This window comes from Streptomyces sp. NPDC050732, assembly GCF_040654255.1.
GTDB lineage: Bacteria > Actinomycetota > Actinomycetes > Streptomycetales > Streptomycetaceae > Streptomyces.
This window is the reverse complement of sequence record NZ_JBFAHP010000007.1, coordinates 113,406-128,063: the sequence shown is the minus strand read 5'-3', so window position 1 is coordinate 128,063 and position 14,658 is coordinate 113,406. Positions and strand designations below refer to the sequence as shown.

Sequence of the window (14,658 nt, the reverse complement as noted above, 5' to 3'; positions counted from 1 at the left end):
GTGACCGTGAGAATCTCTTAGAGGTGTGGCCAAGGTCTCGCTCCGGTCACGCATGGCAACAGAAGAGCCGCCCCGTCACAGGAGTGACGGGGCGGCTCCGGGACCGCTGAGGACGACTAGTCGTTGCCGTTGCCCGGCGTCGGCGTCGTCTTCTGGATCTGCAGCAGGAACTCGGCGTTCGACTTCGTCTGCTTCATCTTGTCGAGCAGCAGCTCGATCGCCTGCTGCTGGTCGAGCGCGTGCAGCACACGGCGCAGCTTCCAGGTGATGGCGAGCTCGTCGCTGCCGAGCAGGATCTCTTCCTTGCGGGTGCTGGACGAGTCGACGTCCACCGCGGGGAAGATCCGCTTGTCGGAGAGCTTGCGGTCCAGCTTGAGCTCAAGGTTGCCGGTGCCCTTGAACTCCTCGAAGATCACCTCGTCCATGCGCGAGCCGGTGTCGACCAGCGCGGTGGCCATGATGGTCAGCGAGCCGCCGTCCTCGATGTTGCGCGCGGCACCGAAGAAGCGCTTCGGCGGGTAGAGGGCCGTCGAGTCGACACCACCGGACAGGATGCGGCCGGAGGCCGGGGCCGCCAGGTTGTACGCACGGCCCAGACGGGTGATCGAGTCGAGCAGCACGACGACGTCGTGGCCCAGCTCCACCAGGCGCTTGGCGCGCTCGATGGCGAGCTCGGCGACCGTGGTGTGGTCCTCGGCGGGACGGTCGAAGGTCGAGGAGATGACCTCGCCCTTCACCGACCGCTGCATGTCGGTGACCTCTTCCGGACGCTCGTCGACCAGGACGACCATCAGGTGGCACTCGGGGTTGTTGTGCGTGATCGCGTTGGCGATCGCCTGCATGATCATGGTCTTGCCGGTCTTCGGCGGGGCCACGATCAGACCACGCTGCCCCTTACCGATGGGCGCGACGAGGTCGATGATGCGGGTGGTGAGGATGCCGGGGTCCGTCTCCAGGCGGAGGCGGTCCTGCGGGTAGAGCGGCGTCAGCTTGTTGAACTCCGGTCGCCCGCGCCCGGATTCGGGCGCCATGCCGTTGACGGAGTCCAGGCGCACGAGCGCGTTGAACTTCTCGCGGCGCTCGCCGTCCTTGGGCTGGCGGACCGCGCCGGTGACGTGGTCGCCCTTGCGCAGGCCGTTCTTGCGGACCTGGGCCAGCGACACGTACACGTCGTTGGGACCGGGGAGGTACCCCGACGTACGGATGAACGCGTAGTTGTCGAGGATGTCCAGGATGCCCGCGACGGGGATCAGGACGTCGTCGTCGGAGACCTGCGGCTCGTTGCCGAAGCCCTGCTCGTCGCGGCCACGACGGCCACGGCGGTCCCGGTAACGGCCGCGGCGGCCGCGACGGCCACCCTCGAAGTCGTCCCCGTCCTCGTCGGCCCGCGGACCGTTGTCACGCTGACGGTCCTGCCGGTCCTGCCGGCCGCCGCCCTGCTGCTGACGGTCCTGCCGGTCCTGGCGGTCCGGACGGCCGCCGCCCTGCTGGTCGTCGCCCTTGTTGCCGCGGCGGTCGCGGTCGCGGCCGCGGCCCTGCCGGTCACGGCGGTCGCGGCGGCCCTCGGCGCCCTCGCCGGAGCTGTCGCCGCCCTTGTCGCCCTTGGCCTCGGACGCGTCGCCCTTGGCCTCGGCCTTCGCCTCGGCGGTGACGGTCTCCGGGCTGCCCGCGTCGGCGGTGGCGCGACGCCGGCGGCGCTCGCCGGCCGGCTGGTCGTCGCCCCCGCGCTCGGCCTCGGCCGTGCGGCCGGGGCCGCCGGCGGGCTGGCCGGGGATGTCGATCTGCTGCTGGGCGGCGGCCTTCTCGGCCTTGGCGTCGTCGGCCTTGGCCTTGGCGGCAGGCTCGGCGGTGTCCTCGCCCGTACGGGCCTTCGAGGTGGCCCGGCGCTTGGGCTTGGTCTCGGTGGTCTCACCGGAAGCCGCGGCGCTCTTCGCCGGGGCTCCGCCCCCTGCCTGCGCCTCCTTGATGACCTCGATCAGCTGGCTCTTGCGCATGCGCCCGGTGCCCTTGATTCCAAGGCCCGATGCGACCTGCTGCAGTTCCGCCAGCACCATGCCCTCAAGGCCGGTGCCGCGGCGCCGCCGGGACCCGGCCGAAGCACCGGTGGCAGGCGCCGCGGAGGCGTCCGTGGCGGGCGTGTCGGCAGTCACGCCCATCAGATCGGTGGTGTCGCTCACGAAGGGTCCTTCCCTGGAGCGGACGTCGGCCTGTCTGGCTCGGCGACCGGTTGTGCTGTCCGACGATCGGTCCTTGCATTCTGTGGACCGTGCCGGGGCGGTGGTCCGCCAACGCGGCGGAAGAATTCATTGGTGATGGCGATTCCCGGTGCGGTGCCACTGATGTGCGGTGTCACCCGGCTCGGTCACGCCGGTTCCGGAGCGTGCTCAGGACCGCTCAGTGCAAGGCACGAAGCAGTTTGGGAGGCTCCCGGAAGAATGGTTGTCCCGGACGGGGACACAAAGCACCTCGCCATGGTGAGGTCGGGTGCAGACTTGAGATTAACACTACCGGATCCAACAAACATTCCCCCTCTCAGGATCGGGACACCCCGAATCCCTTCGTTCACTGCGTCAGGGCGCGAGCGGCAGCACGCTCGTACCCGTGGCGTCGAGCGCCAGGCGATTGGCCGCCCAGCCCTCCCCCGCCAGTCGTGCGACCTTGTCGGCCGCACTGTCTTCGACCAGCGCGAGGACCGTGGGCCCCGCGCCGGAGATCACCGCGGGCACGCCGTCGGCGCGCAGCCGCTCCACCAGGGCGGCGCTCTCCGGCATGGCCGGGGCGCGGTACTCCTGGTGCAGCCGGTCCTCCGTGGCGGGCAGCAGCAGCTCGGGGCGCCTGGTCAGGGCCTCGACGAGTAGGGCCGCCCGGCCCGCGTTGGCGGCCGCGTCGACGTGCGGGACGGTGCGCGGGAGCAGGCCGCGCGCCATCTCGGTGAGGACGGGTTTTCCGGGGACGAAAACCACCGGAACGATGGAATCGGCGGGTTCCATCCTGATCGCCCGCCCCGCTCCCCCGTCCATCCAGGAGAGCGTGAAACCGCCGAGCAGACAGGCGGCGACGTTGTCGGGGTGGCCCTCGATCTCGGTGGCCAGGTCGAGCAGCGCGGCGTCGTCGAGCCTGGCCTCGCCGCCTATCGTCACGGCGCGGGCGGCGACGATGCCCGCGCAGATGGCGGCGGACGAGGAGCCGAGGCCACGGCCGTGCGGGATGCGGTTGGCGCAGACGATCTCAAGGCCGCGCGGCTGTCCGCCGAGCAGGTCGAAGGCGGTGCGCAGGGAACGTACCAGCAGATGCGACTCGTCGCGCGGGAGGGAGTCGCTGCCCTCGCCTGCGATGTCGATGTTCAGGCCGGAGTCGGCCACCCTGACGACGACGTCGTCGTACAGCCCCAGTGCCAGGCCGAGGGCGTCGAAGCCCGGGCCGAGGTTGGCGCTGGTGGCGGGGGTGCGCACCCGGACGGCGGCGGCGCGGAACGCGGGACCGGCCATCGCTCGATGACTCTCCTTGAGCTGCGTGTTTTTGAGGCTCCGTATTTTTCAGTACGTGCCACATGTACGGAACACCCGAAGGCCGCGAACAACGGCGGCACCGCGGCATATGCGGCGGGGCGGGTTCGGTACAGCCTATCGAAGGAAGGTTCTGTGGCGACATAGGGCGCACAGGAGGCGCACGATGCGTGTCGTAAGCCCCCTGTGCCACCCCCTGTACGGAGTCGCGGGTTTTGCCTGCGGTTACGCGAGGCCGAGGCGCTCGGCCGCGGCGGCGGCGTCGACCGGGACGGTGACCGGCTGCGGGGCGCCCGCGACGGCCCAGTCCGGGTCCTTGAGGCCGTTGCCGGTGACGGTGCAGACGATGCGCTGCCCCTTGTCGACCTTGCCCTGCTCGGCGGCCTTCAGCAGACCGGCGACCGATGCGGCCGACGCGGGCTCCACGAAGACACCCTCCTGGGACGCCAACAGCTTGTAGGCGCGCAGGATCTCACGGTCCGTCACCTCGTCGATGAAGCCGTCCGACTCGTCGCGCGCGTCGAGCGCGTACTGCCACGACGCGGGGTTGCCGATGCGAATCGCGGTGGCGATCGTCGACGGGTCCTTGACGACCTCGCCGCGCACGATGGGCGCGGAGCCGGAGGCCTGGAAGCCCCACATCCGGGGCGTACGGGTCGACACCGCGTCGGCCGCGTACTCCTTGTAGCCCTTCCAGTAGGCGGTGATGTTGCCGGCGTTGCCGACGGGAAGGACGTGGATGTCGGGGGCGTCGCCGAGGGCGTCGACGATCTCGAACGAGGCGGTCTTCTGGCCCTCGATGCGGAACGGGTTCACCGAATTGACCAGCGCCACCGGGTAGTTCTCGGAGAGGCCGCGCGCGAGGTTCAGGCAGTCGTCGAAGTTGCCGTCGACCTGGAGGATCTTCGAGCCGTAGACGAGCGCCTGGCCCATCTTGCCGAGCGCGATCTTGCCCTGCGGCACGAGGACCGCGCAGACCATGCCCGCGCGTACGGCGTAGGCGGCGGCGGACGCCGACGTGTTGCCGGTGGAGGCGCAGATGACGGCCTGCGCGCCCTCCTCCTTGGCCTTGGTGATCGCCATGGTCATGCCGCGGTCCTTGAAGGACCCGGTGGGGTTGGCACCCTCGACCTTGAGGTGGACCTCGCAGCCCGTGCGCTCGGAGAGCACCTGTGCGGGCACGAGCGGCGTGCCGCCCTCGCCGAGCGTCACGACCGGCGTGGTGCCGGAGACCGGAAGACGGTCCCGGTACTCCTCGATGATTCCGCGCCACTGGTGGGTCATTGCTGCTTACTCCCCTTCAACCCGCATGATGCTGGCGACACCACGCACGGTGTCGAGTTTGCGCAGCGCGTCGACGGTGCCGGTGAGGGCGGCGTCGGGCGCGCGGTGGGTGACGACGACGAGGGAGGCCTCGCCGTCCTTGCCCGTCTGACGGACCGTATCGATCGATACGCCGTGTTCGGCGAAGACCGTCGCGACCTGGGCGAGGACGCCCGGCTTGTCGGCCACGTCGAGGCTGATGTGGTAGCGCGTGACGACCTCGCCCATGGAGCTCACGGGCAGCCGCGTGTACGCGGAGTCGCCGGGCCCGGTGGCCTCGGCGAGCTTGTTGCGGCAGACGGCGACGAGGTCGCCGAGGACGGCGGACGCGGTGGGCGAGCCGCCCGCGCCGGGCCCGTAGAACATGAGCTGCCCGGCGGCCTCGGCCTCGACGAAGACGGCGTTGTAGGCACCGCGGACCGATGCCAGCGGGTGGCTGAGCGGAATCATCGCGGGATGCACGCGCGCGGTGACGGACTCACCGTCGGCCGCCCGTTCGCAAATGGCGAGGAGTTTGATGGTGCATCCCATGCGCTTCGCGGAAGCGAAGTCGGCGGCGGTCACCTCGGTCATGCCCTCGCGGTACACGTCGTCGAGGCGCACGCGCGTGTGGAACGCGATCCCGGCGAGGATGGCGGCCTTGGCGGCCGCGTCGAAGCCTTCGACGTCGGCGGTCGGATCGGCTTCGGCATACCCGAGGGCGGTGGCCTCGTCGAGGGCTTCCTGATACCCGGCACCGGTGGTGTCCATGGCATCGAGAATGAAGTTGGTGGTGCCGTTCACGATGCCGAGGACGCGGTTGACCTTGTCCCCCGCCATGGATTCGCGCAGCGGCCGGATGAGCGGAATGGCACCGGCGACGGCGGCCTCGTAGTACAGGTCCCGCCCGTGCACCACGGCGGCCTCGTGCAGCGCGGCGCCGTCCTGCGCGATGAGCGCCTTGTTCGCGGAGACGACCGAGGCACCGTGCTCGAAGGCGGTGGTGATGAGGGTCCGAGCAGGCTCGATCCCCCCGATCACCTCGACGATCACATCGATGTCACCCCGCTTGACCAGCGCGGTCGCGTCGGTGGTGATGAGCTCCGGGTCGATTCCCTCACGCACCTTGGAGGGCCGGCGGACGGCGACCCCGGCGAGCTCCACCGGGGCGCCGATCCTGGCTGTGAGGTCGTCGGCGTGCGTCGTCATGATGCGCGCCACCTCTGAGCCGACAACTCCACAGCCCAGCAGCGCCACCTTCAGCGGACGCGTACGCATCATCCGACCTCACTTCTCATACATCTACGGTGGAACCAGTCTCACCCACCGGAACAGACTTTCTGTCCATTGTCCGGATCCTGAGACATCTATTTCATGTTTTCGTCAGCCGAGTGCGTCGGCCGAGTTCGTCAGCCGACGTCGAGACGCAGGAGATCCTCCTCCGTCTCGCGCCGCACGATCACCCGCGCCTCGCCGTCCCTGACGGCGACGACGGGCGGCCGGAGAGCGTGGTTGTAGTTGCTCGCCATCGAGCGGCAGTACGCACCGGTCGCCGGCACGGCGATCAGGTCACCGGGCGCGAGATCCGCCGGAAGGAAAGCATCCCGCACGACGATGTCCCCACTCTCGCAGTGCTTGCCGACGACGCGCACAAGGACGGGCTCGGCGTCGGAGGAGCGGGAGACGAGGGCGACGGTGTACTCGGCGTCGTACAGCGCGGTACGGATGTTGTCGGACATGCCGCCGTCCACGGACACGTACGTACGCAGCCCTTCGAGGGGCTTGATGGTGCCGACCTCGTAGAGCGTGAAGGCGGTCGGGCCGACGATGGCGCGGCCGGGCTCGACGGAGATGCGGGGGGTGCTGAGCTTCGCGGCCGCACACTCTCGCGTGACGATCTCGCGCAGCGCCTCGGCGATCTCGTGCGGCTCGCGGGGGTCGTCATCCGAGGTGTACGCGATGCCGAGCCCGCCCCCGAGGTCGATCTCGGGCAGCTCCACACCGTGCTCGTCCCGCACCTCGGCGAGCAGCTGCACGACGCGCCGCGCGGACACCTCGAAGCCGGCCATGTCGAAGATCTGCGACCCGATGTGGGAGTGGATGCCGATGAGCTCCAGCCCGTCCAGCTTGAGAGCCCGCCGCACCGCCTCGGCGGCCTGGCCGCCCGCGAGCGCGATGCCGAACTTCTGGTCCTCGTGCGCGGTGGCGATGAACTCGTGGGTGTGCGCCTCGACGCCCACCGTCACCCGGATCTGCACACGCTGCCGCTTGCCGAGCCGCTCCGCGATGTGCGCGACGCGCACGATCTCCTGGAAGGAGTCGAGCACGATGCGTCCGACGCCGGCGTCGATCGCCCGCTCGATCTCCTCCGGAGTCTTGTTGTTCCCGTGGAAGGCGATGCGCTCGGCGGGCATGCCGGCGGCGAGGGCGGTGCTGAGCTCGCCACCGCTGCACACGTCGAGGTTCAGCCCCTCCTCGTGCAGCCACCGCACGACGGCCCGCGAAAGGAACGCCTTGCCTGCGTAGAACACATCGGCGTCACTGCCGAAGGCGTCCCGCCAGGCCTGGCAGCGGGCACGGAAGTCGGCCTCGTCGATGAAGTACGCGGGCGTGCCGAACTCCTCGGCGAGCCGCGTCACCTCGATGCCGCCCGTACTGACGACGCCCTCGGGCGTACGGGTGACGGTGCGGGACCAGACCTTGGGATCGAGGGCGTTCAGGTCGGCGGGCGGAGCGCTGTAGTGGCCCTCGGGGAGTACGTCGGCGTGACGGGGACCGGCGGGGTGTGCGGAACGGCTCATGGCGGTGTCGTCTCGTCTTTCACATGTCACAGGTGGTCGGGTGCGCTGATACCGAGCAGGGACAGGCCACCGGCAAGCACCGTCCCGGCGGCTTCGGCGAGCGCGAGCCGGGCGCGGTGGGCGGCCGAGGGTTTCTCGTCCCCCACGGGGAGGACCGCCTGCCCTGCCGCCTGCCCCCGGGCGGCGCCTCGCGTGGGCCCTTCCGGGGCGTTGGCGCTCTGCGACGTAGGCCCTTGTGGGGCGCACTGGAAGGAGAGGAAGGCGTCGGCGGTGACGACGAGGTGCCGGGCGAGACGGTCCGGGGCGCGGTGGCGCGCGGCGGAGGCGAGGACCGTGGGGTAGGCGGCGAGGGCGTCGAGGAGGGGGGTGGCGGGGTGGGGGGTGGCGGGGTGGGGGGTGGTGGTGCTGCCGGGGGCGGCGGTGGTGCAGGGGGCAGTGATGTCGCCGGGGGCGGCGGTGTTGCGGGAGGCAGTGATGTCGCCTGGGGCGGCGGTGTCGCGGGGCGCGGCGGTGTCGCTCGGGGCGGCGGCGTCATGGGGGGTAGCCGGCTCTCGGGGGACGGCGCTGCTGCGGGGCTCGGCGGTATCGCCGAGCGCGGCGGTGTTGCCGGGAGCGGCCGTGCTGCCGGGAGCGGCGATGTTGCCGGGAGCGGCGGTGAAGCCCAGGTCGGCGGCGTTGCGGGTGAGGGCGCGGGAGCGGGCGTGGGCGTACCGGACGCGGAAGAGAGGGTTGCTCTCGCGCTGCACGAGGTGCTGGTCGCCGCCCTGCTCGGGGGTGATGCGGGGGCGGTCGTGGGCGGCGGGGTGGAGCAGCGCCCAACGGGCGGCGTCGCGGCCGAGGCGGAGGGGGCCGGAACCTTCGGGGCTTGTCGCGGTTGCGTGGACCGGTGCGGTTGCGGGAACGGGGCGCAGGGTGGGGAGGGGCTGGGGCGGCCGTCCGTGGGCGTCGACGCGCACGCCGAGGACATCCACCCAGGCGGGGTCGGGCGCGTCGTCACAGGTGACGCGGACGAGGACGCCCTGGGAGCGCAGGATGCGGCGGACGCTGTCGGCGACGACGACGGCGCGGATCTCACGGGGCACGTGGATCTGGGCGACGGCGCCGGTGTCGGGGTGAACGTGCCCGTAGCAGGGGCCGCGCTCCAGGATTTCGCGTACGAGGGCTTCGTCGCGCGCGCCCGCGAGGGTGATGTTGAGGAACCCGGGCCCGCTGATGTCGACGCCGGCGATGCCGGGCTCGGCGGCGAGCCGCGGGGCGAGCACCTCGGCCACGTGTCGCGGGGTGCGCCCGGCGGCGCGGGCGATCTGGAGGGCGACATTGGTGGCGTAGTCGCCGGAACCGCCGGGCCGGGGCCGCTCCACACGCACGGGCAGGCGCCCCGCCTCTACGGACGCGTCCAGCTCCCGGCCCAGGCCCAGATCCCCATCCCCATCCATGTCCATGTCCATGTCCACGCTGAGCTCACCGGCATCGACGGCCTGGCGCATGGCGCGCAGGACGGTGCGGGAAAGCTCGACGGGGGTCACGGGACCAAGCGTATGGGAGGAGGGGGGTGGGGAGGCGACTCGGTTTCCCGGATGGTCCGGGATGTGGACGGGGGGCGGGGGGAGGCGGGGCTCGCCGCGGGGCGGGGGCTGTGGCTGTGGCTTGCCCCGGGGGCCGGGGCAACAGCGGCTTACCGGGAGCAGCGGCTTGCCCCGAGGCCCGAAGGAGCGGCTGCCCGGAGCCGGGGCTGGGGCAAGCCAGGGCCCGGGAGGACAGCGGCTTGCCGGGCTGAGAGGCTGGGGCTTGCCCGACGCCCAGAGGCTGCGACCAGCCCGGACCACGGGAGGGCAGTGACTGCCGGGCCGAGAGGCTGGGGTTTACCCGGGGCCGAGAGGCTGCGACTAGCCCGGACCCCGGGAGGGCAGTGACTGCCGGGCCGAGAGAGGCTTGCCGAGGCGGAGGAGGCGGAACCGCTGGGCTGGGCTGGGCTGGGCTGCGCTGAGTCGGGGTCAGCCTCCGGACTGCGCAGCGCGCTCCGCTTCGCCGATGGTGGCGCCACCTACGACGCCTCCACCCCCGGCACCACACCCACTGGCCCGGCACTCGGCCGCTTCCAGAGCCCCACGGTCACGCTCACACGGATCCGCGCGCCCACCCTCACCGCTCCCCTCCTCCCCATCCCCCTCCCCGAACATCAACTGCCGGACGATGCCGACCAGTTCGTTCGGCTCGAAGGGCTTGGCGAGGAAGGCGTCGACGCCGACCTCCAGGCCGCTCTCGACCTCGTACTGCGTGCAGGCACTGATGACGACGATGGGCACATCACGCGTACGCGCGTCGGCACGGAGCCGGGCGGCGGTCCGCAGTCCGTCGAGCCGGGGCATCACGACATCGAGGGTGATCACATCGGGCTGGACCTGCTGCACGATGTCCAGGCATTCGACACCATCGGCCGCGGTCACGACCTCGAAGCCCTCCAGCTCGAGGTTGACCCTGATCAGCTGCCGGATGACCTTGTTGTCGTCCACAACAAGCACACGGCCGGGCACGCCTGGCACAACTTGAGAGTAGGTCCGCGCCCGCCACCGCGTCCCGGTTTTCCCCACTTCCACCGCCCACGCACAAGCCGGCGCCGCCCCCACCCCCCGCCGAGGACAAGCACCCACCACGCCCCCGCGCGAGCCCCGAAATACCTGTTCATAGGGAGCCCCGAAGAGCTGGTAGGGTTCTACCCGTCGCCGCACAACCCGCGACGATACGCCCCCGTAGCTCAGGGGATAGAGCAACGGCCTCCGGAGCCGTGTGCGCAGGTTCGAATCCTGCCGGGGGCACCTTGTAATAGGCGCCCAAAGACCCCGTCATCAGCGGTAATGCTGAAGTCGGGGTCTTCGCGTATGTGCAGGCATATGCGGCCCGAAGCGGCTCTATGTCGAGGTCTGCGGACGAGGCGTGGACGGGATCTTGAAGCATCTACACAGGTATGAGCGGACAGCGGTTCGGCGCTCTTCCAACGCACTCGCCACTCAGGCACGCGCACCGACCAAGGTGGTTTGATCGGCAACGCGAACGCCGCGGCCGCCAAGAACAGGGCCATGGTCGCGATCATCAAGATGGGAGCGCGCCGCGATGGGTCACGACCCAGTATCGCGAGGACTGACGAGGTAAGCACGTCACCTTGATCGTCACTGGTTCCCAAAGATGTGCCCCACAAGTGACCTATCGTCGTGCCTGCATCGAAGGTTCCAGGTCCCGGTGACGGTCTGAAGTGACGCGTTGAAATCACACGCTCTACCGCCTTGCCTCATCAGTGCCACGGTCAGCACTCAAGGAAGCAGTCCCTAACCCTCTTTGGACTCCGGCCTCTCAGTGCCTCGTGACTGATCTACCATCTGACGGGTTGACAGGTACAAGGGGGCGCATGCGGCCAAAGCGGCTGAACGTCAAGATCACCATTCCGTTCCTGGGGGAGATTGGTGGTGAGTGGGAGCCCGAAGACGCCGAGCAGAGGGCTGCCTGGGAGCTCTATGTGGAGCTGGTGACGCGGGTTTCCGTCGCCCCGTTGCGTGAGGACGAAGGTTCGGCGCGTGAGGCGTTGACCTCCATGTACGTCCTCTTCGCAACGGTCCGCGACATCCTCAAACGGTACGGCCCCGACGTAGCGCCACCTGGGGCGCGTAACGAGGTGTCGTTCGGAATCCTCGCCGTGACCGTGCTCAACAGGGCGGTGCGGCCCGTCCTCAGCAAGTGGCATCCGCGGCTCACGGCCTGGGAGAGCTCCGCGCCGGCTGGCCGTTCTGCCTTCGAGCACGAGAACACCTGGCACGAGATCGGCGCTCTCCGAGCGGATCTCGACTCGCTGCGTCTGGTCCTCCTGGAACTGGCCCAGGTGCTGAGTAATGTGGCAGGGGCCGCGGATCTGATCGGAACCTCGGAGGTCGTTCCCGCCCAGGCTCCGCGAGCGTCTGTCTCGTCCCAGCCGCCCGCCCCGAGAGGACCGGCCGTTCCATGATCAAGGCGTTCTTCTCCTACTCAACCCAGAACGCCGCCTTCGTACAAGAAGTGGCGTCCGAGGTCGGCCGGGCCTTTGCCACGATCGACTGCCGGTCGTTCCACGCTGGTGGCGACATCCTTGACTCCATCGACGAGGCCCTCAAGGAATCAGCAGCTTTCGTCTTCTTCCTCAGCAAGGCCGCTTTGGCCTCCCCCTGGGTGGGACACGAAATCCGTGAAGCACGCTTCCAGGCAGCGATGGGGAGGATCAAAAACGTCTTGGTGGTCCGCCTGGACCCGGACATCGCGCCCGAGGATCTGCCAGAGTGGCTGAACCGCACCAAGCACATCACAACGATCGCGGCGAAGCCTGCCGCACGCAAGATCAGAACCCTCATCGACGATCTAGTGCGTCAGGGCCAGAGCCCTCGCTTCGTCGGCCGGGCAGCCGAGATTGCCGCACTTCAGGACGTGTACTCCGCGCCGGAACCAGGAGCGGAGAGCCAGGTCGCCTGCGTCACAGGGCTTCCCCGCATAGGTCGTCGCGCCACCTTGACCAAGATGGTCCGCGAGTCGCTGGACCTGGAGACCCTTCTGGTCATCGACGTGGAACCCGGCGACACCGTGCAGGCCCTCGCGGCGAAGCTCTCCGCGCTGGTCGACCCTTCAGAGACCCCCGAAGAGTCCCTGCAGCGGACAAGAGAGATCACGGCGCTCAGCGACGCGCAAGCCCTTGCACGTGCGCTGGCCAAGTTCCAGGAGATCTGCCAGTACCACCAGATGCCCGTGCTCCATGATGAGGGTGGGCTCCTGGACAACGACGGTGACATCGCGCCGTACATCCTCGACCTGATCGAGTCGCTGAGCCAGCACCCGGACATCGTCACCGCGCTGCTCACGAATAGGAGGCCCTCGCCGGATCACTTCATCGCGCGAGGAATGCGCCCGCTCGGCGTGGTCCATCTCCGGCCCCTAGAAGATGCGGACATCAGCCGTCTCGTCGGCCTCACGGCAAAGGCCCGTCAAATCACCTTGACCCCCGCGACCGTCAAGGAAATCACCCTAGCGGTCCGCGGTTATCCGCCCTCGGTCACGTTCGCGCTCGAACTGATCACGGCCTACGGGCCCGACCTCGGGATCCGCGGCCGGATGCTCTCAGATTTCGGCGCGTCACCGCTCACCACCTATCTCAAACAGAACAAATTCAGCAACCTGGAGCGCAAGATCCTCCGCGTCATGGCGGCGAACAGCCCGCTTCCGCTGTCCGTCCTGCAGGAGACGACGAGCACCTCAGACGACGGTATTGAGAAGGCCCTGATCCATCTCATCAACGTCTCTCTGATCGTCCCGACCGCTGGCGGTTGGTACGAGGTGTCCGGGCCCGCCGTGGACGCGATCCGCCGCGAGTTCGGCGCCTGCAGCAAGGGCGAGTACGGGGCGGTCGCGAGCAAACTCGACGAGTTCCTGGCCCGGTCCGAGGATGGAACCGACTACTTGGCCCTGCAACGCACCCTGTTCCGCGCCATGGACAAAGCCGGGCGGCAGTCCACTTCCCGGGCGTACGCCTTGCTCACCGACCGAGTGAAGTTGGCCGAGCAGTACTACCACGAGCAGGAGTACCAGCGTGCTGTCGACATGGCGACCGACGCGCTCGACACCGATCCCAGCATCCACCAGGCCCGGACGACGCTCATTCGCGCCCATGTGAAGCTCGGCGAGTTCGCGGAGGCGGGCGACCACATTGCAGAGCTCAAGAAGCGTGGTCAGGTGCGCGACGCGTTCTTCCTTATGGGCTTTTTGGAGAGGCACAGGGGCGAGCACCGAGAGGCCCTGAACCACTATCAGAAGGCGCTCGACAGTGGACGCGGTGGCATGGCGATCCACCGCGAGATGGCGGACTGCTGTCTTCGTCTGGGCGATCTGCTCTGGGCAGACGAGCACATCTCGCGAGCGGAGGAGAAGCAGCCCGACAACCGCTACGTCGTGGACCTGAAGATCCAGATCGCCTGCAAGTTGGGCGACCGGGACACAGCACTCTCGCTGCTCGTGCGTCTGGCGGACATCGATCGCGCCGAGATGGTCAGCCACCGCGCGTCACGTGTGGAGTATCTCTTCGGCAACATGGGAACCGCGTACGAGTTCGCCCAGAAGGCAGTGGAAAAGTCCGATAACACACGCTTCGAGGTGCTGGCCAACTACGTGCTCTGTGCGCTGCGCACCTCACGCATCGGCGAGGCAAGCGCAGCCTTGGACCAACTTGACCGCAAGTTCAGCAAGCAGCGCCGTGACATTCGGACCGGCCTCAGAGCCCGGCTGAGCATTGCGCAGCAGGACTACCAGACCGCGTACGCATACACGGAGCGGTTCATCAGCCCCGAGCGCCCCGTCCACCTCCTCATCCGTCGGGACGCCCTGCGGGGAATGCTCGACCGGACCGCGCTCGCGCCGCAGCGGCGTGCCGATCTCAGGGCGGAGCTGAAGCGGTGCGAGGACCGACTCGCCGGCCGTGAGGAGGACTTCGACCTGGATGCGCGGGGCGACCTGGGCTGACGGGTTCACTGACTCCGTTCCAGTGCCAGCATTACCTCGTCCCGATAGGCGGTAAGGCGTGTTGTCGCGCACAGCGGCACCCGACCGTGGCGGGTCCACGGTCCTCGTCGTTCGGTCATGGCGGAAGTCATGCCGGGACTCACCAGTTCGGCGTCAGCGAGCTGCGATGATGCGTGCCGCGGCACGCCGACGGGTTCCCCAACACCTTGCACGCCCCCGCGCCGGACCGGACATGGTCCTGACCGACAAGGCGTACCCGCGCCACTCGCGATCACCTGTGCAAACGCCACGTCCTCGCGGTGATCCCCGTCCCTGCAGACCATCGCGGCCACAGGCAGCGGCGTGGCAGCCAGGGCGGCAGGCTCCCTGCCTACGACGGTGAGGCCTACAAGCAGCGCAACACTGTCGAACGGTGCATCAACCGACTGAAGCAGTGGTGCGGGATGGCCACCCGCTATGAGAAGACAGCCACGATCCACCCGGCCGGACTCCACATAGCGGGCATTCACCTCTGATCCGCCTAG

The 14,658-nt window shown here is 69.2% G+C and carries 10 protein-coding genes and 1 tRNA gene; 4 read left to right on the top strand and 7 right to left on the bottom strand.

The features are described from left to right. Positions 1–116: 116 nt before the first annotated feature. The 7 genes from rho to AB0H82_RS08535 all read right to left on the bottom strand — a co-directional run bounded on the left by rho (position 117) and on the right by AB0H82_RS08535 (position 10,152). On the bottom strand, positions 117–2,177 hold the full coding sequence (gene rho / locus AB0H82_RS08565) for a transcription termination factor Rho (protein ID WP_362990238.1): 2,061 nt from the start codon (positions 2,175–2,177) through the stop codon (positions 117–119). A 393-nt stretch (positions 2,178–2,570) separates the two neighbouring features. After that, positions 2,571–3,488: a homoserine kinase gene (thrB, locus tag AB0H82_RS08560; protein WP_362990236.1), complete on the bottom strand. Its 918-nt coding sequence runs from the start codon at positions 3,486–3,488 to the stop codon at positions 2,571–2,573. Between the two features lie 243 nt (positions 3,489–3,731). Then, a complete protein-coding gene (gene thrC / locus AB0H82_RS08555) occupies positions 3,732–4,790 on the bottom strand; it encodes a threonine synthase (protein WP_362990234.1) in 1,059 nt (352 codons plus the stop codon). A 6-nt stretch (positions 4,791–4,796) separates the two neighbouring features. Beyond that, positions 4,797–6,089 (bottom strand): homoserine dehydrogenase, encoded by a 1,293-nt coding sequence (locus AB0H82_RS08550; protein WP_362990232.1) that lies wholly within the window; start codon positions 6,087–6,089, stop codon positions 4,797–4,799. A gap of 128 nt (positions 6,090–6,217) precedes the next feature. Beyond that, positions 6,218–7,609 carry a diaminopimelate decarboxylase gene (gene lysA, locus AB0H82_RS08545; RefSeq protein ID WP_362990230.1) on the bottom strand — a complete coding sequence of 464 codons (1,392 nt, stop codon included), beginning with the start codon at positions 7,607–7,609 and terminating at the stop codon, positions 6,218–6,220. A 26-nt stretch (positions 7,610–7,635) separates the two neighbouring features. After that, positions 7,636–9,135: an ArgS-related anticodon-binding protein NrtL gene (gene nrtL / locus AB0H82_RS08540; protein ID WP_362990228.1), complete on the bottom strand. Its 1,500-nt coding sequence runs from the start codon at positions 9,133–9,135 to the stop codon at positions 7,636–7,638. Between the two features lie 468 nt (positions 9,136–9,603). Then, a complete protein-coding gene (locus tag AB0H82_RS08535; protein ID WP_362990226.1) occupies positions 9,604–10,152 on the bottom strand; it encodes a response regulator in 549 nt (182 codons plus the stop codon). A 201-nt stretch (positions 10,153–10,353) separates the two neighbouring features. On the opposite strand from AB0H82_RS08535, the gene AB0H82_RS08530 reads away from it, so the two are divergent. From AB0H82_RS08530 to AB0H82_RS08515, 4 genes are all read left to right on the top strand, one after another. Beyond that, a tRNA-Arg gene (locus AB0H82_RS08530) sits at positions 10,354–10,425 on the top strand. Positions 10,426–11,012: 587 nt separating this feature from the next. After that, positions 11,013–11,603, top strand: coding sequence for a hypothetical protein (locus AB0H82_RS08525; RefSeq protein WP_362990224.1), 591 nt, complete (start codon positions 11,013–11,015; stop codon positions 11,601–11,603). Further along, positions 11,600–14,134 (top strand): TIR domain-containing protein, encoded by a 2,535-nt coding sequence (locus AB0H82_RS08520; protein ID WP_362990222.1) that lies wholly within the window; start codon positions 11,600–11,602, stop codon positions 14,132–14,134. Before AB0H82_RS08525 ends, AB0H82_RS08520 begins: the two co-directional genes overlap by 4 nt. A gap of 275 nt (positions 14,135–14,409) precedes the next feature. Further along, the gene (locus AB0H82_RS08515) at positions 14,410–14,649 is read left to right on the top strand and encodes a hypothetical protein (RefSeq protein ID WP_362990429.1); all 240 of its coding nucleotides are present in this window, start codon (positions 14,410–14,412) and stop codon (positions 14,647–14,649) included. Positions 14,650–14,658 lie beyond the last annotated feature (9 nt).